Source organism: Streptomyces sp. NPDC054842 (assembly GCF_053611025.1).
Map to the genome: position 1 here is coordinate 1 of NZ_JBSGZN010000083.1, position 18,455 is coordinate 18,455.

Consider the following 18,455-nt stretch of genomic DNA (forward strand, 5'->3'; position numbering starts at 1 on the left):
GCGCGGCCTGCACGCCACCCCCGACGTCACGTCGGGCTTGCCGTCGTCTCGCTGTCTGTCGCCTCCGGGGACCGGGCTGGGCGGGCGCCGTTCCGGGACGGGCAGGCCGGCCCGTCCCGGGGACAGGGCGGACCATGGCCCGTCCAGGACGGGGCACGGTGGACCCCGCTCCATGTCACCGGGCGGGCGCCGGGCCGGGCAGGTGCCCGGACGGGGTACGGCGGACCCTGCTCCCCGTTTCCCGTCCTCCCGCCCTCCCGTCCTCCCGTGCCCCCGTCGTCCCGTCCCCGGTCCCCGGTCCCGCCGTTCCCGTGCGGATTCGGCCGCCCGGGCGCGGGCCGGTGGGAATGCTGGAATGCTGGGGCTGTCGTACGAGCGGGACGGACCGGGCCCGGAAGTGACGCGGGCGGTCCGCACGGGGTGGAAGAGAACCGGCGCGTGCCGGGAGAAGGCTGTGGGGGGCCGAAGGTCGTGGAGGACAGGGTGCGGGTGGTCATCGCCGAGGATTCAGTGCTGCTCAGGGAGGGCCTGACCCGGTTGCTGACCGATCGCGGGCACGACGTGGTCGCGGGCGTCGGGGACGCGGAGGCGCTGATCAAGACGATCACCGAGTTCGCGGCGCAGGACGAGCTGCCCGACGTGGTCGTGGCCGACGTGCGGATGCCGCCGACGCACACCGACGAGGGCGTCCGGGCGGCGGTGCAGCTGCGCAAGGAGCATCCGGGACTCGGTGTGCTGGTGCTGTCGCAGTACGTGGAGGAGCAGTACGCCACCGAACTGCTGGCCGGTTCCAGTCGCGGGGTCGGCTATCTGCTCAAGGACCGGGTGGCCGAGGTCCGGGAGTTCGTGGACGCGGTGGTGCGGGTGGCCCGCGGGGGCACCGCGCTGGACCCGGAGGTCGTGGCGCAGCTCCTGGGACGCAGCCGCAAGCAGGACGTGCTCGCGGGGCTCACGCCGAGGGAGCGGGAGGTGCTCGGGCTGATGGCCGAGGGCCGCACCAACTCGGCCGTCGCGCGGCAGCTCGTGGTCAGCGACGGTGCCGTCGAGAAGCACGTCAGCAACATCTTCCTGAAGCTGGGGCTGTCCCCCAGCGACGGGGACCACCGGCGTGTTCTGGCCGTTCTGACCTACCTGAACTCCTGAGTGGCTGACACTGTGCCAGTTGTCCAGCGAGCGTCGAGTCCGCGGGTGTCCAGTACGTAGCCGGGTGGCCGCGACACGCACCGAGCACGAGAACAGAGGAACGGCAGGGAACGTCTTCACGTAAAGCGCCGGGGGGCGAGCACACCATGGCACAGCAGCGCGTCCGAATGTCCCGAGATCGGGACCATCATGCGAATGGCCGAGGGAAGGCGACCCTTACCGACGTAGGGTTGATCCTGGGAGGGTCGGCGGGACGACCGTTCCCAGACAGCCGCCTCGAGGGAGGTCCAGTTCAGTGACCAGCCAGGTCAGCAGTCCAACCGAACAGGCCGACGAAGCCGTCGTAGGAGAGCAGCGCAAACCGGCGGGCGGGAAGGACGTACGCCGCCTCGATCGCGTCATCATCCGCTTCGCGGGCGACTCCGGTGACGGTATGCAGCTCACCGGAGACCGCTTCACCTCGGAGACGGCCTCCTTCGGCAACGACCTGTCCACCCTGCCGAACTTCCCGGCCGAGATCCGCGCCCCCGCGGGCACCCTGCCGGGCGTCTCGTCCTTCCAGCTGCACTTCGCCGACCACGACATCCTCACCCCCGGCGACGCGCCGAACGTACTGGTCGCGATGAACCCGGCCGCGCTGAAGGCGAACATCGCCGACGTGCCGCGCGGCGCGGAGATCATCGTCAACACCGACGAGTTCACCAAGCGGGCGATGGCCAAGGTCGGCTACGTCACGAGCCCGCTGGAGGACGGTTCCCTGGACGGCTACAGCGTCCACCCCGTCCCGCTGACGACGCTCACCGTCGAGGCGCTCAAGGAGTTCGACCTGTCCCGCAAGGAGGCGGAGCGGTCGAAGAACATGTTCGCGCTCGGCCTGCTGAGCTGGATGTACCACCGGCCCACCGAGGGCACCGAGAAGTTCCTCAGGACCAAGTTCGCGAAGAAGCCCGAGATCGCCGCGGCCAACATCGCGGCGTACCACGCGGGCTGGAACTTCGGCGAGACGACCGAGGACTTCGCGGTCAGCTACGAGGTCGCCCCGGCGGCGCACGCGTTCCCGACGGGCACGTACCGGAACATCTCCGGGAACCTGGCGCTGTCGTACGGGCTGATCGCGGCCTCGCGCCAGGCGGACCTGCCGCTTTACCTGGGCTCGTACCCGATCACGCCGGCCTCGGACATCCTGCACGAGCTGAGCCGGCACAAGAACTTCGGTGTGCGGACCTTCCAGGCCGAGGACGAGATCGCGGGCATCGGCGCGGCGCTCGGGGCCGCCTTCGGCGGTTCGCTGGCGGTGACCACGACGTCGGGGCCGGGGGTGGCGCTGAAGTCCGAGACGATCGGGCTCGCCGTCTCCCTGGAGCTGCCGCTGCTGGTCATCGACATCCAGCGCGGCGGGCCCTCCACGGGCCTGCCGACCAAGACCGAGCAGGCGGACCTGCTCCAGGCGATGTACGGGCGCAACGGCGAGGCGCCGGTCCCGGTCGTCGCCCCCAAGACGCCCGCCGACTGCTTCGACGCGGCCGTCGAGGCCGCCCGGATCGCGCTCACCTACCGCACCCCCGTCCTCCTCCTCTCGGACGGCTACCTCGCCAACGGCAGCGAGCCCTGGCGCATCCCCGACATCGAGGAACTCCCGGACCTGCGCGTGCAGTTCGCCCAGGGCCCGAACCACACCCTGGACGACGGCACCGAGGTCTTCTGGCCGTACAAACGCGACCCGCAGACGCTCGCCCGCCCGTGGGCCGTCCCCGGCACGCCCGGCCTGGAACACCGCATCGGCGGCATCGAGAAGCAGGACGGCTCGGGCAACATCTCCTACGACCCGGCCAACCACGACTTCATGGTCCGCACCCGGCAGGCCAAGATCGACGGCATCGACGTCCCGGACCTCGACGTCGACGATCCCGACGGCGCCGGCACGCTGGTCCTAGGCTGGGGTTCGACCTACGGCCCGATCACCGCGGCGGTACGGCGGCTGCGCACGGCCGGCGAGAGCATCGCGCAGGCCCATCTGCGCCACCTCAACCCGTTCCCCCGGAATCTGGGCACCGTCCTCGGGCGTTACGAGAAGGTGGTGATCCCCGAGATGAACCTCGGGCAGCTCGCCACGCTCGTACGGGCCAAGTACCTGGTCGACGCGCGCTCGTACAACCAGGTCAACGGTATGCCGTTCAAGGCCGAACAGCTCGCCACGGTTCTCAAGGAGGCCATCGATGGCTGAGACGACCACGGAAGGCACGGGCACGGTCGAGGCGCTCTCCCTCGTGCCCAAGGCCGAGGCCAGGCAGTCCATGAAGGACTTCAAGTCCGATCAGGAAGTGCGCTGGTGCCCCGGCTGCGGCGACTACGCGATCCTGGCGGCCGTGCAGGGCTTCATGCCCGAACTCGGCCTGGCCAAGGAGAACATCGTCTTCGTCTCCGGGATCGGCTGCTCCTCGCGTTTCCCGTACTACATGAACACCTACGGGATGCACTCCATCCACGGCCGCGCCCCCGCCATCGCCACCGGCCTCGCCTCCAGCCGGCGGGACCTGTCCGTGTGGGTCGTCACCGGTGACGGCGACGCCCTGTCCATCGGCGGCAACCACCTCATCCACGCCCTGCGCCGCAACGTGAACCTCAAGATCCTGCTGTTCAACAACCGGATCTACGGGCTCACCAAGGGCCAGTACTCGCCCACCTCCGAGGTCGGCAAGATCACCAAGTCGACCCCGATGGGCTCGCTCGACGCGCCCTTCAACCCGGTCTCCCTGGCGATCGGCGCCGAAGCCTCCTTCGTCGCCCGCACCGTCGACTCGGACCGCAAGCACCTCACCGACGTCCTGCGCCAGGCCGCGGCCCACCCCGGCACGGCGCTCGTCGAGATCTACCAGAACTGCAACATCTTCAACGACGGCGCCTTCGAGGCCCTCAAGGACAAGCAGCAGGCGGAGGAGGCCGTGATCCGCCTGGAGCACGGCAAGCCGATCCGCTTCGGCGCCGACGGCGGCAAGGGCGTCGTCCGCGACCAGCTCACCGGCGACCTCCGGGTGGTCGCCGTGACGCCGGAGAACGAGGCGATGATCCTGGTCCACGACGCGCACGCGCCGTCCCCGACCACCGCCTTCGCGCTGTCCCGCCTGGCCGATCCGGACACCCTGCACCACACCCCGATCGGGGTGCTGCGCTCGGTGGACCGGCCGGTCTACGACACGCTCATGGCGGACCAGCTGGACGCGGCCATCGAGCAGAACGGCAAGGGCGACCTGTCCGCGCTGCTGGCGGGCAACGACACCTGGACGGTCGTCGGCTGACCCGCCCCGCCCCCGCATAGAGCGCCGGGCCCGGACCGTCAGGTCCGGGCCCGTCCGTCTGCCGCTCCAGCCGTCGGGTCCGGGCCCGTGCGTCTGCCGCCCCGGCCGTCAGTAAAAGCCCGTGCCCCTGCTCCGGCCGTCAGGTGCGGGCTCGCTCGTCCGCCCCTCCGGCCGTCGGGCCCGGGCTTGTTCGTCCGCCCGTGGCCCTCAGGACCGGGCCCGTTCGTCCGTCGCGGCCCTGGCCTCGTCGTACGCGGTCCGGGCTTCGAGGACGGCGTCCATGCGGCGCTCGGTCCAGCCGGCGAGGGCCGCCACCTGCTCGGCGGCCTCGCGGCCGAGGCCGGTGAGCGAGTAGTCCACGCGCGGCGGGATCACCGGCTTCGCGTCCCGGTGCACCAGACCGTCGCGCTCCAGGGTCTGCAGGGTCTGCGTGAGCATCTTCTCGCTGACCCGGCCGATGGCCCGGCGCAGCTCGCTGAAGCGGTACGGGCGCTCGGCCAGCGCGATCAGGACGAGGACGCCCCAGCGGCTGGTGACGTGCTCCAGGACGAGGCGGTAGGGGCACATCGCCTCGCCGTCGGTGTTCCATGTACGTACGGCCATGCCAGTACCTTACTTCAAGGTGGGTACTTTCGCTTAGTTAGTGCAGCTCTTATGGTGAGTGGAGACCCCCACCCACAAGGAGTTGTGTTCGCATGAGCATCGTCGTCACCGGAGCCACCGGCCACCTCGGCCGCCTCGTCATCGACGGCCTGCTGGAGAAGGTCCCGGCCGCCGAGGTCGCCGCCGTCGTCCGCGACAAGGAGAAGGCCGCCGACCTGGCCGCCCGCGGTGTCGAACTGCGCGTCGCCGACTACGACGCCCCCGAGACCCTGGCGGACGCCTTCGCCGCGGGCGACCGGGTGCTGCTGATCTCCGGCAGCGAGGTCGGGCGCCGCGTCGCCCAGCACCGTGCCGTCATCGACGCCGCGAAGGGGGCGGGCGTCGCGCTGCTGGCGTACACGGGCATCCTCGGCGGTCCCGAGGCCGACTTCCGGCTGGCCGACGAGCACAAGGCGACCGAGCGGGCGATCCTCGGCTCCGGCCTGCCGTACGCCTTCCTGCGCAACGGCTGGTACCACGAGAACTACACCGAGAACCTCGCCCCGGTCCTGGCGCACGGCGCCGTCGTGCAGAGCGCCGGCGAGGGCCGGGTCGCCTCGGCCTCCCGCGCCGACTACGCGGCCGCCGCGGTCGCCGTCCTGACCGGCGAGGGACACGAGAACAGCACGTACGAACTCAGCGGCGACACCGCCTGGAGCTTCGCGGAGTACGCGGCCGAGCTGAGCCGGCAGACCGGCCGGGAGATCGGGTACAGCAGCGTCCCCGCCGAGGCGCACCAGGAGATCCTCGTCGGCGCCGGGCTCCCCGAGCCGTTCGCGGCGGTCCTCGTGGACGTGGACGGCGCCATCGCCCGCGGACTGCTCGCCCGTACGGACGGCGACCTCGCCCGGCTGACCGGCCGCCCGACCACCCCGCTCGCGGACGCGATCGCGGCGGCGCTCAAGGCCTGACGCCGAGTCCCGGGACCTGCCGGCGCCACCTCCCGCCCCCCGTCTGTCATGACCGTATGCCGATACGGGCATGACAGACGGGGGCGCCCGGCGCTACCGTCGGGGAGGCTGCACGGAGGCAGCCGCGCATGAGGGAGGCGCCGGTGGCCGGGCAGTCGAGGAGCGAGCAGCGCATAGGCCTGCTCAACGGTTTCGCGGCATACGGCATGTGGGGGCTCGTCCCCCTCTTCTGGCCGCTGCTGAAGCCCGCGGGGGCCATCGAGATCCTCGCCCACCGGATGGTGTGGTCCCTCGCCGTGGTCGGTGTCGCGCTGCTGGTGATGCGGCGCTGGGCCTGGCTCGGCGAGCTGGTGCGCCAGCCCCGCAAGCTGGGCCTCGTCACGGTCGCCGCGACGGTCATCACGGTCAACTGGGGCGTCTACATCTGGGCGGTGAACGCCGGGCACGTGGTGGAGGCAAGCCTCGGCTACTTCATCAACCCCCTCGTCACCATCGCGCTCGGCGTCCTGGTCCTCAAGGAGCGGATGCGGCCCGCCCAGTGGGCGGCGGTCGGCATCGCCCTCGCCGCGGTGCTGGTCCTGACCATCGGCTACGGGCGCCCGCCGTGGATCTCCCTCTGCCTCGCCTTCTCCTTCGGGACCTACGGCCTGGTCAAGAAGAAGGTCAACCTCGGCGGCATCGAGTCGCTCGCCGCGGAGACGGCGATCCAGTTCCTGCCGGCCCTCGCCTACCTGCTGTGGCTGAGCGCCCGCGGCGACTCGACTTTCGCCGCCCAGGGCGCGGGACACGCGGCACTCCTCGCGTCGACCGGCGTGGTGACCGCGATCCCCCTGGTCTGCTTCGGCGCCGCCGCGATCCGCGTCCCCCTCTCCACCCTGGGGCTCCTGCAGTACCTGGCGCCCGTCTTCCAGTTCCTGCTCGGCATCCTGTACTTCCACGAGGCCATGCCGCCCGAGCGCTGGGCCGGGTTCGCGCTGGTGTGGGTCGCGCTGTCGCTGCTCACCTTCGACGCCCTGCGGACCGCGCGCCGCTCGGCACTCGACCGGGCCGAACTCCACGCCCGCAGGGACGCCACCGCGGTCACCGCGACCCCCGTCACCGAGGACTCTCCGGTATACGAACGCCCGTGACCGAATACCGCTCTTGACGGTATGTCAGTCCCAGCTTCACCATCCAGGCACCCCATTCACCGTGGAGTCCCCGGACGCCCCACGCACCCCTCGTGGCGGCTCCGTCGGATCTCCCTGGAATTCGGAGCCCCCCACATGAAGCTCTCCATTCCCGGGCGTGCCTCGGCGGCCTCGGTCGTCGCCGTCGCCACGCTGCTCGTCGGCGGGTCCATAGCCGGGGCGGCCCCCGCCCCCGAGGCGGTGGCCGCCCCCGACCTCCCCGTGGCCAACGTCAAGGCCCACCTCTCCCAGCTCCAGTCCATCGCCACCGCCAACGGCGGCAACCGCGCGCACGGCCGCGCCGGCTACAAGGCGTCCCTCGACTACGTGAAGGCCAAGCTGGACGCGGCCGGATTCACCACGACCGTCCAGCAGTTCAGCTCCGGCGGCCGCACCGGCTACAACCTGATCGCCGACTGGCCCGGCGGCGACACCGGCCGGGTCGTCATGGCCGGCTCCCACCTGGACAGCGTGACCGCGGGCCCCGGCATCAACGACAACGGCTCCGGCTCGGCGGCGGTGCTGGAGGCGGCGCTCACCGTGGCGCGTACGAACTACCAGCCCACCAAGCATCTCCGGTTCGCCTGGTGGGGCGCCGAGGAACTGGGCATGGTCGGCTCGCGCTACTACGTCAACAGCCTCTCCAGCACGAACCGTTCGAGGATCAGCGGCTACCTGAACTTCGACATGATCGGCTCGCCGAACCCGGGTTACTTCGTCTACGACGACGACCCCGTGATCGAGAAGACCTTCAAGACCTACTTCACGGGGATCGGCGTCCCCACGGAGATCGAGACCGAGGGCGACGGCCGCTCCGACCACGCGCCCTTCAAGAACGTGGGCATCCCGGTCGGCGGCCTGTTCAGCGGCGCCGACTACATCAAGACCAGCGCGCAGGCGACGAAGTGGGGCGGTACGGCGGGCCGGGCCTTCGACGCCTGCTACCACTCGTCCTGCGACACCTCGTCGAACATCAACGACACGGCGCTGAACCGGCACGCGGACGCGCTGGCGTACGCGGTGTGGGGTCTGTCGGCGTAGGCACGCGCGCGGCCGGCCCGACCGGGGCGGCCGCGCGACGGGCGGGGCGCGGGCACGGGCCGGCCGGCCGGTGCCCGCGCCCCGCCGCGCGTCGCCCGGGCACCGGCGGGCCGGTCACGGGGCCGGGGGCCGCGGGCTGCGGGTGTAGGGGTTGTCCGGCAGGGAGCGGGCGCGCTCCGCGAGGCGGCCCATGCGGTTGCGGGCGCTGTCAAGCTGCTCCAGGTCCTCGGCGGCGGGACCCTCGTCGGCCGTGAGCTCCGTCCACACGCCGATCAGGTCCCGTCCGAGGTGCAGGCCCTGAAGCGGGTCCCGGACGGCGCGCCAGGCCGCCGCGGCGCTCTGCACGTTGCCGTACGCGGCACCCGGGTCGCCGAGCCGCCGGTGCAGCCTGGCCAGGTCGAGGGACAGGTGGAACGACCTGAGCGGGTCCCCCGCCAAGTAGGCGATGTACGAGGTCAGTTCGCGCAGCTTCAGCACCTCGGAGTGGTCGGGTCCCCAGGACGCCGACGCCTCCGCGACGGTGCGCTCGGCCATGCCGGCGGCTTCCTCTATCCGGCCCTGCTTGACGGCCTCGTTGATGCGGGCCACGTCCGCCTCGAAGGGGGATGCCGGGGCCGTACCGCCGCCTTCCGTCGCCGGGGCGAGGACGGCTTCGGCCACGGCGTCGAAGCCGCGGGCGGGTGTGGGCTTGGGATCGTGCTCCGGCTCGGGCTCCAGGACCGGCAGGCCGGCGGGGCGCCGGCCGGGGGCCGGGGTCGGGTCCGGCTTCCAGTCCGGCGCGGGCTGCGGCTCGATCTCCGTCTGCGTCTCCACCATCGGAATGAGCCCTGAGGACGGGATCACCTTCCACTCGGGCGCGGAGTAGGGCTCGTCCTCCCGCTCGAAGGCGGTGAGCGGGTCCGGGTCCGGGCCGGGTACGGGCGCGTCCGCCGGGGTCTCGGGGGCGGGTGCCGGTGCCGGTTCCGGTGCCGGGCCGAACTCGCCGGTCGGCGCGGAGACGGTGCCGGGGGCCGGGGTGACGGGGGCCGGAGCGACGGGCTCCGGGTCGGAGGCGCCGGGGAGCAGCTGGGCGGGGCCCGCGGTGCCCGAGACGTTCCCGGCGGTCTCCGGGACCGCCCGCAGCACGTAGGTCGCCGGGGTGCCGCCGCCTTCCTGGCCCGCGGCCGGTTCGGGCACGGCCCGCAGGGGGAATGTCGGCGCGTTCGTGGCGCTCGCCCCGGTCGCGTCACCACCTCCCGCCGCGGCGTTCACCGGCCCGTCCGGCACCGGCGCGCCCGGGGCGGCGGGCGCGGGCGGTATGAGCGAGCCCGGCTTCCCGCCGGGTGCGGCGTAGGGTGCGCCGGGGCTCGCGGGGGCGGGGTCAGCGGGAGCGGGTGACGGGGCCGCCGGGGCCGAGGTGTGCGATGTGGGAGTGGCCGACGGTGACGGAGCCGCCGGGGTGCCCGTGGCGGCGGGGGCGGGAGCGGACGGGCGTCCCGTCGGGCTGGGGTGCTGCGGCCCCGGCGTCGGCCCGGACACCGAGGTGCCCGGCGCGAGCGGCCCCGACGTCGGCTCCGGGACCGCCCGCAGCGGGTGGGTGGCCTTGTCCCGGGTGGGGGGCACGGGGGCGGCTCGCGGTGCGGGGTTCGGCGTGGATGAGGGGGCTGGGTCCGCCGTGGGCGCGGGGGCCGGGCCGGGGTTGATGCCGGGGGTGGTGCGCGGGGCAGGCGTGGCGACGGGCGGACGGGCACCCGGCGCGGAGGCACCCTCGTCGGCAGGCGCACGGTCCGGGCCCGGCGCGGCGGGTGCCGCAGGCGCGGATCCCGGTATCGGCCCGGCGACGGGCGGGCGCCCGGCACCCGACGCGGAGGCACCGTCGGCGGCGGACGCGCGGTCCGAGCCCGGCGCGGCGGTTGCAGCAGCGGCAGCGGCAGCGGCTGGCGCACGGTCCCGTGCAGGCACGCGCGCCGCAGCGGACGTCGGCGTCGGTGCGGGCGCCTCGGACGACCCGGGCGCGTACGCCGGTGCCGGGCCGGGGGCCGAAGCCGGTGCGGGCGCCTCGGGTGACCCGGGCGCGTACGCCGGTGCCGGGCCCGGGGCCGAAGCCGGTGCGGGCGCCTCGGGCGACCCGGGGTACGCCGGGGCCGGGGACGAAATGGGCGGTCGGCCCACGCGGACCGGGTTGCCCGCGTACTCGCTGGAGCCGTCGACGTACACCTGGAGCGGGACGACGTAGCCGATGCTCTCGTCGTGGACCATGGCGAGGACGGGGTGGCCGGTGGCGAGGGCGATCCGGTGGAGGTAGTTCAGGACGGCGTCCTGGGCGCTCTCCCCGGCGTTCACGACGACCGGCATCCCGCCGACCGTCGCAAGCGAGGTCGGCGCCGCCGCCCTCCCGTCGCCGGGTCCGACCGCGCCGGCCCCCGCCGTCACCCGGACCTCGATCGGCGTCAGACCCGACCCGGACCTCGCCCCCGGAACGGACGCCGCGGGCGCCTGTCGTCCCCGCCTGGGCTCCCGCTTGTGTTCGCGGCTGAATCGAGACATCGGTTCCCTCACTCGGGTCGGTCAGTGGAGGAAGGGCCGGCAGCCGGGTCCGGCGACGGCGCCGACGGCAGGGGCACCGCCACCGACGTCACCTCCGCCACGCACCTCGACCTGCCCGTACCCGAACGCACCGCTTTCAAAAGGACGTCGGTACGCCGAGCCGTCCCAGAGGCGGGCGGACCCGCGGCCGGTCCCACGCTCGTGTGCATCAACAGCCCTCCTACCACGCTCACTTCGGGCCGGTGCGCGAGGAAGTCCCCCGCCGTCACGGCCCTCTGACCGACATGGACGCCGATCTCCGGTGCGCGGTTGTGGGCCGGGGGGAACCGGTCACCTCACGGCCCGATCGCACACCTGTGGTTGAGTCTCCAGCCTCCCTCCCGTTTCCTGGGTCACCAGGGCGTCACAGGCTCGTCCCAGGAACCCGCTCCCCCCGGTACCGGACCGCCCCGGGGGGCCGGGAGGATCGACGGACGACGACGAGGGGAAACAGCGATGCAGGGGACCGCAGGGCAGGGGCCGCAGGGCCCCGAGGTGTGGATACGCGGGCCGGTCACCGGACCGGACCAGGAGCGGCCGCGAGGAGCCCAGGGCGCGGTCACCGCACGCCGGTTCGCCTGGGTGGCCACCCACGGCGGGGCGGGCGCCACGACCCTCGCGACGGTTTTCGGCGGCCACGACGCGGGCCGCAACTGGCCGCGCCCCGACCAGGGCGAGCCCGGTTCGCTGCTCCTCGTGGCGCGGACGCACGCCACGGGGCTGGAGGCCGTCTCGCACACCCTGGACACGTTCCGGCGCGGGGACGTACCGCCGGGTCTCGACCTGGACGCCGTCGTCCTGGTCGCCGACGCGCCCGGCCGCCTGCCGCGCCCCCTGGCCCAGCACGTGAAGGCGATCGGCGTGATGATCGACGTCTACCAGGTGCCGTGGGTGCCCGCGTGGCGGGTGGGCGACCTGGGCGGGGAGCCGCCGCGCGAGTGCGAGCCGCTGGTCCGGCTGACCGGGACACCGGCCTCTCCCCCCGGGCGCCGCGGCCTTCGCTGAGCCCGCCTCCTTGCCGCCCGCCGGACGGTTCCGGCAGGCGCCCACCGCGGACTGCACGAGGACCCGGAGGAGCGCGGACGGATGGACCTGGACCCCGATGCCTACCGGTCCCTGTCGGCCGAGGAGATCGCCGCGGCCGTACGCGCGCGTGCGGTGAGCGCCGTCGACGTGGTCACGGCCTGCCTGGCACGGCTCGGCGCGGTGGAGCCGTACCTGCACGCGTTCACCGAGGTGTGGGGCCCGCAGGCGATGCGCCGGGCCCGCGAGGTGGACGCGCGGGTCGCCGCGGGCGAACGGCCGGCGCTGGCGGGCGTCCCGATCGCGGTGAAGGGCCGTCACGGGCTGCGTGCGGCGGCCGCGCTGATCGACGCGGGCTGCGTGCCCGTGGGGGCGACGTCCGTGCCCGGCCCCGGTACGCCGTGGCAGACGTGGGGCCTCGGCAGGCACGGGCGGACGGTCAACCCCTGGCGCGCGGACCGGACTCCGGGCGGTTCGTCGGCCGGGGCCGCGGCCGCGGTCGCCGCGGGTGTCGTGCCGGTCGCGACCGGTGCCGACGGCGCCGGGTCCGTCCGTATCCCGGCCGCCTGGTGCGGTGTCTTCGGCCTCAAGACCACCAACGGCCGCCTCCCTTCGGCGGACCGTACGGGACTGGCCGCGGCCGGCGTCCTCACCCGGCACGCGTCGGATCTCGCGGCGTACTGGCGAGTGGTGTCCGCCGCCCCCGCCGAGGCCGCTCCCGTTCCCGGCGGCGGCGCCCCGCCACCCGCACGCCGGCCTACGCCCACCGCGCCGGCCGCTACCACCACCCCGCCCAGAGCCCCCGCCGGTGCCGCTCCCGCCGGCGACGCCCAGTCGCCGGCCCGCCGACCCGCGTCCACCCCGGGCCTGGACCCGGATTCGGCCAACTTCCCGGCCAGGGACCAGGGTTGCCCCACCCTCCGGCCCGGCACGACCCCCGACGCCGCCGGACCCCCCTTCCCGGACGCCGCCCCAGGACCGCCTCCGCACACCGGACGAGCCCGGCCCCCGCACACCGATGACGGAGGAGCCCCGGGCGCTCCTCGGGCGGCCGGTGCCACGTCGGCGGCGTCCGCCCGGTGCGTACCGGTCGAAGCGCCCGAAGCGCCCAGGGCTCCCGCCCCCGTCGCCGCGCTCTGGTCGGCCGGTCTCGGCTTCGCCGGTGGGGACGCCGAGGCGGAGGCCGTGGCGGCCGTCGCCTACGGGGCCGTGGAGCGGCTCGTGCGCGCCGGGGTCGTACGGCTCGTCCCCGGGGACGTCCGGCTGGCCGATCCCGGGCCCGCGTGGCTGGCGCTGCGCGCCCCCGGGGCCGGTCCGGACGCGGCGGGGCCGGTCCGGGCGGCGAACGACCGGCGGCTCGCCGAGGTCTTCGCCCGCTGCGAGCTGCTGCTGACCCCGGTCACGCCGAACGCGCCGCACGGCCACGCCGGTCCGGGTGACCGGTACTCCACCGCGCTCACCTGGGCGTTCAACCTCAGCGGGCACCCGGCGGCGAGCGTCCCGGCGGGCCTGGGACCCGACGGGTGCCCGGTCGGCCTGCACCTGGTGGCCCGGCACGGGGCCGAACCGCTGCTGCTGGCCGTCGCGCGGGCCGCCGAAAGCCGGGCCGGACTCCGTTCCGCCGTGCCCCCGGAGCTGCCGTAGCCCCTCGGTGCGCCTCACGCCTCCCGCGGTCCGGCGGGCAGGGCGGGCGGTTCCGGCGGCAGCCTGGTTCCGGCGGGCCGGTTCACCGCTCCCCGTGACAGTCATTCATGCGTATGCATATACTGCACACGCAGGTATTTGTCGTACGCCGAGCATGCGGAGGCCCTACCGTGTCCCGTTCCTTCCTCTTCGTCCTGGGCAGCAGCCGCGCCGAGGGAAACACGGAACTGCTGGCCCGCCGCGCCGCCGAACAACTGCCCGCCGACGTGGAGCAGCGCTGGCTGAGCCTGGCCGACCATCCGCTCCCCGACTTCGAGGACCTGCGGCACGACAGCGACCACGTCCGGCCCACCGGGGGCGCGGCGGGCGTGCTGCTGGACGCGACCCTCGCGGCGACCGACCTCGTGATCGTCTCGCCGCTGTACTGGTACAGCCTGTCCGCGCCGGTGAAGCGCTACCTGGACCACTGGTCGGGCTGGCTGCGCACGCCCGGTGTCGACTTCCAGGCGACGATGGCCGGCCGCACCCTGTGGGGCGTCACGGCGCTGGCGCACACGGAGGAGGAGGTGGCCGCCCCGCTGATCGGCGCGCTGAACAACTCGGCCGCCTACCTGGGCATGCGCTTCGGCGGGGTCCTCCTCGGCAACGGCAGCAAGCCCGGTGACGTACTGGCCGACTCCGCCGCGCTGGCCCGCGCCAAGACCTTCTTCGCCGGCGAGGCGCCGTTCGCCCGCTTCCCGTACGAGGTCGCCGAGGAGGCGGGGGTGTGACCCGCCGCTCTACGCCGTGATGTCCTTCGCCGTGAACCGGGCCCAGGCCGCGGACCCGAACACGGCCGCGTACAGGGCCTGGAGTTCGAGGTTGCGGACCAGGTCGTCCCAGTAGACGGGCTCGCGCATGAGGTCGGCGAAGGACAGCCAGTAGTGGGAGAAGAAGTACGGCTGGAGGGCGTGCAGCTGCGGGATCTGGTCGAGGATCTGCACGGTGATGAGCAGGCCGACGGTCGTCGCCATCGCCGCGATGCCGCTGTTGGTCAGCGTCGAGACGAACAGGCCGAGCGCCGCCACGCCGACGAGTGAGGCGGCGACGGCCAGCGCGATGAGCAGGGCCCTGCCGAACCCCTCGGCGAGGCCGATGCGGGTCCCGGAGATCGTCGTCAGCTCACCGAGCGGGAACAGCAGGGCGCCCGTCGCGAGCGCCGAGACCGCCACGACGAGCGTCGCGGCCAGGCAGAACGTCAGCACGGCCGCGTACTTGGTGACCAGCAGGCGGGTGCGGCCGGCGGGGGCGACCAGCAGGTAGCGCAGGGTGCCCGCGTTCGCCTCGCCGGCGATCGCGTCGCCCGCGACGACGCCGATCGCCATCGGCAGGAAGAAGGGCAGGGTCGCGGCGAGCGCGGTGAACACCAGGAACAGGCCGTTGTTGGTGATCTGCGAGATGAACGCCGGTCCCTCGCCGCCTCCGCCGCCCGCCGCCGAGCCGTCGCCGGTCTCGATCCTGATGGCGATGCCGATGAGGACGGGCACGGCGGCCAGCACCGCCAGCAGGGCGAGGGTGCGCCAGCGCCGGAAGGTCGTGACCAGCTCGCTGCGGAACAGCCCGAGCGTCCACAGCGGTCCCGGCCGGCGTACGGTGCCGCTGTCGGCCGGAGCGGCCGGTGCCTCAGCCCGCGACATCGAAGCCCTCCCCCGTGAGGGCCACGAAGGCGTCCTCCAGGGACGCCCGTTGCACCCCGAAGCCGCGCACCCGCACGCCCGCCGCCACGAGCGCGGCGTTCAGCTCGGCCGGATCGCGGTCCGGCGGCTCCGCGCTCACCTCGGTCTCCGTCACCACGAGGTCGGTGACCCCCTGCTCCTTCAGCACGCGGGCCGCCTCACCGGGGTCGGGCGTGGTCACCACGAGACGCCCGCGCGCTCCCGCCGCCAGCTCCGCCACCGGACCCTGGACGATCAGCCGGCCGCGCGCCATCACCGCGGCGTGCGTGCAGACCTGCTCGATCTCGTCCAGCAGATGGGAGGAGAGGAAGACGGTGGTGCCGTCCGACGCCAACTCCCGTACGAGGGAACGGATCTCGCGCATCCCCTGCGGGTCCAGGCCGTTGGTGGGCTCGTCGAGGACGAGCAGCCGCCGGGGCTGCAGCAGCGCGGCGGCGAGCCCCAGCCGCTGCTTCATGCCGAGGGAGTACGCCTTCGCCTTCTTGCCCGCGGCGGCGGCCAGGCCGACCCGGTCGAGGGCGGCGGCGACGCGGGCGCGCCGGGTGCGCGGATCGGCGGTCGGGTCGGCGGCGTCGTAGCGCAGGAGGTTGTCCCGCCCGGACAGGAAGCCGTACAGGGCGGGGCCCTCGATGAGGGTGCCGACGTGCGGAAGCACGGAGCGCGCGGACCGGGGCATCGGCTGCCCCAGCACGCGCGCGGTGCCGGATGTCGGTTCGATCAGGCCCATCAGCATGCGGATGGTGGTGGTCTTGCCCGAGCCGTTCGGCCCGAGGAAACCGAAGACGCTGCCCGCCGGGACCGCCAGATCGAGGCCGTCGACGGCGAGCTGTCCGCCGCGGTAGCGCTTGGTGAGCGCGCGGGTGGCGATCACCGTGTCCACCCGTCCTTCCTCCGCGGCGGACGGCTCCTCCATGCGTTCCTCGATTCGTCGGTCCTCGGCCGCGCGGGCCTACTTCGCGGCGGCGTCGGCCGCCTTCACCAGCGCTTCCTTGGTGACGGCACCGGCGTACACCTGGCCGTCGTCCGTGATCAGCGCGTTGACCAGGCGGGTCGAGAAGACCGTGCCCGAGCCGAACTTCCCGCTGACCTTGTCCCCGAGGGAGTTCAGGAACCCGGAGACGTCGTTGTTGCCGGACTCCGTCGGCAGGCCCTGGCCGCCCGTGTCGAAGTGCGCGATCGTGTTCCAGCCCTCGCCGATGGTCTTCAGCCCGTCCGGGCCCTTGGCGAAGTCCTCGTCGCCCTTGTGGACGGACCCCGACCCGGGCAGGGACTTCGGCCCCTCGGCGCCGGCGCCTTCCCCGGCGCCCTCCTCGGTGACCTTCGCGCCCTTCGGCGGGGTGAAGTCGAAGGTCTTGGCCGGCGGCCGCGCGAAGTCGACCTGGGTGAAGCCGGCGTCCACGACCGCCGCGCCGCCGCTCGACGGGGTGAGCGTGAACTTCAGCGGCGTGCCGGTCTCGGCGTCCACCGCGATGGTGATCGCGCCGACGGTGGAGCCGGACTGCTTCGGCTTGACGACGAGCCGGTAGGCGTCGCGGCCCGCGACCTGCGCGGTGCCGTCGACGGTCACGGACGTGGTGTCGTCGGCCGCCTTCAGCGCCTCCTCGGCCAGTTCCTGAGGTGTGCCGTGCACGTCCTCGGGCGCCTCGGACCGCTCCGAGTCCTTGGGGGCCGTCGCGTGGTAGACCTCGTTCGACTTGCTGTCGTAGGCCCAGACGTCCTTGCCGTTGTGGATGACGCTGTACTCGGCGGCCTTGTCCAGCAGCGAGACCTTGCCCTTGTCGGGACCGTCGGCCGCGACGCGCAGGGTGTGCGTGCCGGAGGCCAGCTCCATGAGCTTGGAGGACGGGTCGGCCGAGGAGCCGCCACCCTTGCCCGCCGCGCCGGGGGCGAAGCTGTCCGCGAGGCCGCCCAGGTCGGGCAGCCCCAGATCGGTGCTGATCTTCACCGTGCCGGACAGCTGCTCGGTGTCCGACTTCGCGATCTTCTCGATGAGTTGCTGCGCGGTGATCTTCGGCAGGTCGGGGTCGCCGGAGTCGGCGAGCGCCGGGACGAGCCCGATGGTCGCCGCCGCCACCCCCACGACCGCGACCGGGACGACGTAGCGAGCGGCCCTGCGCCGGCCCGCGCGCACGTCGTCGGCTTCGTCGGCCGACGGGTTCTCGGATTCGTACGGTGCCATGTCTGCCCTTACCTCCGTCATCGGCGGCGGCCTTCAGTCACTGTCCTCGTCCACCCCTGCGCCGCCATTCTCACCCGAATTGATGAGGAGTGGTGCTTTCCATCTGACCAAATCCGGCGGAAGGAAGCGTCAGACCCCGGGCTCAACTCCGTCTACTGCTGCGGTATGACACGAAGGGGCGGTGTCTCCCCCGACCCGTAGGGGTCGCACGGAGGAGACACCGCCCCGGCGGCCGGCGGCGCGCGTCAGCGCTGCACGAACACGTAGTCGGCCCGGTAGGGGACGCCGACGGTCGTGCCCGGCGTGCAGGGCCCGGCCGAGGCCACTCCGCCCACGGTGTTGAGCCGCAGGATCTCCGCCGTCCCGGCCAGCAGCCCGCGGGGTTTCCCGGACGCCGTGGCCTTCAGGTCGAGTTCGGGGATGTTCCCGGCGCCGTTGGGGGTCCTGGTGAGCACCGCCCCGGTGACGGCGCTGCCGTCGGGCGCGACCCACTGGGGCGTACCGGAGTCGGGCGCCACGAAGGAGTGCGCGATGTGCCGGTCGAGCACGGCGCTGACGTCGCGCTGGGCGAAGGCGTGTCCGCCGCCCTCGGCGGGCTTGCACGCGTAGATCTGCCGGCCCTCGACCACGGACGCCCGGAAGTTGGCGAACACGTCGCGGAAGTCCACGGCGGTGGTGACCCGGTGGAGCTGACCGCGGACGGCGCCGCCCGGGAAGGCGGCGGTGTGCAGGTTGGCGTAGAACCCGCCCGGGTCGCTCCTCAGCCGCTGGAGCAGGGCCGCGTCCTCGACCTTCACCGTGCCGGCGGCGCGGTGCCGGCCGCCCTTGTCGAGCAGCCGCGTGAAGTCCACCGCGACGCCGCCGGCGGTGCCCCTGGCGCCCTCGTGCAGGTGCAGCCGGGTCGGCCTGCCGATGCCGCGCCAGCTGACGGCGACGGACACCCGGTCGCCGTCGACCTTGATGAACTCCAGGGCCGAGCCGTCCTCGTCCCCGGCGGCGGGTCCGCCGCCGGCCGGTACCTCGTTGGCTCCGCGCAGGGCGGCGGCGAGGACGGTGGCGCCGTCGCCCGCGCTTCCGGGGGCGGCTTCCCCGGCGGCGGCCGCCGGGATGGCGGCGACGGCGATCCC

15 protein-coding genes are annotated in these 18,455 nt (G+C 73.7%); 9 read left to right on the forward strand and 6 right to left on the reverse strand.

What is annotated here, in order from left to right; all coding sequences use genetic code 11:
- The first annotated feature begins 483 nt into the window (after positions 1-483).
- From ACWGIS_RS35390 to ACWGIS_RS35400, 3 genes are all read left to right on the forward strand, one after another.
- The gene (locus ACWGIS_RS35390; protein ID WP_453366628.1) at positions 484-1,143 is read left to right on the forward strand and encodes a response regulator; all 660 of its coding nucleotides are present in this window, start codon (positions 484-486) and stop codon (positions 1,141-1,143) included.
- 295 nt (positions 1,144-1,438) lie between these two features.
- On the forward strand, positions 1,439-3,367 hold the full coding sequence (locus ACWGIS_RS35395; protein WP_453366615.1) for a 2-oxoacid:acceptor oxidoreductase subunit alpha: 1,929 nt from the start codon (positions 1,439-1,441) through the stop codon (positions 3,365-3,367).
- Entirely contained in the window at positions 3,360-4,439 is a 1,080-nt protein-coding gene (locus tag ACWGIS_RS35400) for a 2-oxoacid:ferredoxin oxidoreductase subunit beta (protein ID WP_453366616.1), read from the forward strand. Before ACWGIS_RS35395 ends, ACWGIS_RS35400 begins: the two co-directional genes overlap by 8 nt.
- Before the next feature lie 207 nt (positions 4,440-4,646).
- Here ACWGIS_RS35400 and ACWGIS_RS35405 read toward each other — a convergent pair whose 3' ends face one another.
- Positions 4,647-5,042, reverse strand: a complete 396-nt coding sequence (locus ACWGIS_RS35405; RefSeq protein ID WP_453366617.1) for a winged helix-turn-helix transcriptional regulator — start codon at positions 5,040-5,042, stop codon at positions 4,647-4,649.
- A gap of 92 nt (positions 5,043-5,134) precedes the next feature.
- On the opposite strand from ACWGIS_RS35405, the gene ACWGIS_RS35410 reads away from it, so the two are divergent.
- The 3 genes from ACWGIS_RS35410 (at position 5,135) to ACWGIS_RS35420 (ending at position 8,202) form a co-directional block, all read left to right on the forward strand.
- Entirely contained in the window at positions 5,135-5,992 is an 858-nt protein-coding gene (locus ACWGIS_RS35410; RefSeq protein ID WP_453366618.1) for an SDR family oxidoreductase, read from the forward strand.
- Between the two features lie 143 nt (positions 5,993-6,135).
- The gene (gene rarD, locus ACWGIS_RS35415; RefSeq protein WP_453366629.1) at positions 6,136-7,122 is read left to right on the forward strand and encodes an EamA family transporter RarD; all 987 of its coding nucleotides are present in this window, start codon (positions 6,136-6,138) and stop codon (positions 7,120-7,122) included.
- A 135-nt stretch (positions 7,123-7,257) separates the two neighbouring features.
- Entirely contained in the window at positions 7,258-8,202 is a 945-nt protein-coding gene (locus ACWGIS_RS35420; RefSeq protein ID WP_453366619.1) for a M28 family metallopeptidase, read from the forward strand.
- 114 nt (positions 8,203-8,316) lie between these two features.
- Here ACWGIS_RS35420 and ACWGIS_RS35425 read toward each other — a convergent pair whose 3' ends face one another.
- Complete coding sequence (locus ACWGIS_RS35425; protein WP_453366620.1) at positions 8,317-9,378, reverse strand: tetratricopeptide repeat protein; 1,062 nt, start codon at positions 9,376-9,378, stop codon at positions 8,317-8,319.
- A 1,845-nt stretch (positions 9,379-11,223) separates the two neighbouring features.
- Here ACWGIS_RS35425 and ACWGIS_RS35430 point away from each other — a divergent pair.
- The 3 genes from ACWGIS_RS35430 (at position 11,224) to ACWGIS_RS35440 (ending at position 14,204) form a co-directional block, all read left to right on the forward strand.
- Entirely contained in the window at positions 11,224-11,772 is a 549-nt protein-coding gene (locus tag ACWGIS_RS35430; RefSeq protein ID WP_453366621.1) for a DUF6668 family protein, read from the forward strand.
- 81 nt (positions 11,773-11,853) lie between these two features.
- Positions 11,854-13,434: an amidase family protein gene (locus ACWGIS_RS35435; RefSeq protein WP_453366622.1), complete on the forward strand. Its 1,581-nt coding sequence runs from the start codon at positions 11,854-11,856 to the stop codon at positions 13,432-13,434.
- 170 nt (positions 13,435-13,604) lie between these two features.
- Complete coding sequence (locus ACWGIS_RS35440) at positions 13,605-14,204, forward strand: flavodoxin family protein (protein ID WP_453366623.1); 600 nt, start codon at positions 13,605-13,607, stop codon at positions 14,202-14,204.
- Positions 14,205-14,213: 9 nt separating this feature from the next.
- Here ACWGIS_RS35440 and ACWGIS_RS35445 read toward each other — a convergent pair whose 3' ends face one another.
- From ACWGIS_RS35445 to ACWGIS_RS35460, 4 genes are all read right to left on the reverse strand, one after another.
- Positions 14,214-15,110, reverse strand: coding sequence for an ABC transporter permease (locus ACWGIS_RS35445; protein WP_453366624.1), 897 nt, complete (start codon positions 15,108-15,110; stop codon positions 14,214-14,216).
- Positions 15,097-16,062 carry an ABC transporter ATP-binding protein gene (locus ACWGIS_RS35450; protein ID WP_453366625.1) on the reverse strand — a complete coding sequence of 322 codons (966 nt, stop codon included), beginning with the start codon at positions 16,060-16,062 and terminating at the stop codon, positions 15,097-15,099. Before ACWGIS_RS35450 ends, ACWGIS_RS35445 begins: the two co-directional genes overlap by 14 nt.
- A 36-nt stretch (positions 16,063-16,098) precedes the next feature.
- A complete protein-coding gene (locus ACWGIS_RS35455; protein ID WP_453366626.1) occupies positions 16,099-17,328 on the reverse strand; it encodes a LolA family protein in 1,230 nt (409 codons plus the stop codon).
- Positions 17,329-17,573: 245 nt separating this feature from the next.
- A partial coding sequence (locus ACWGIS_RS35460; RefSeq protein WP_453366627.1) for a CHRD domain-containing protein occupies positions 17,574-18,455 on the reverse strand: 882 nt, incomplete at its 5' end.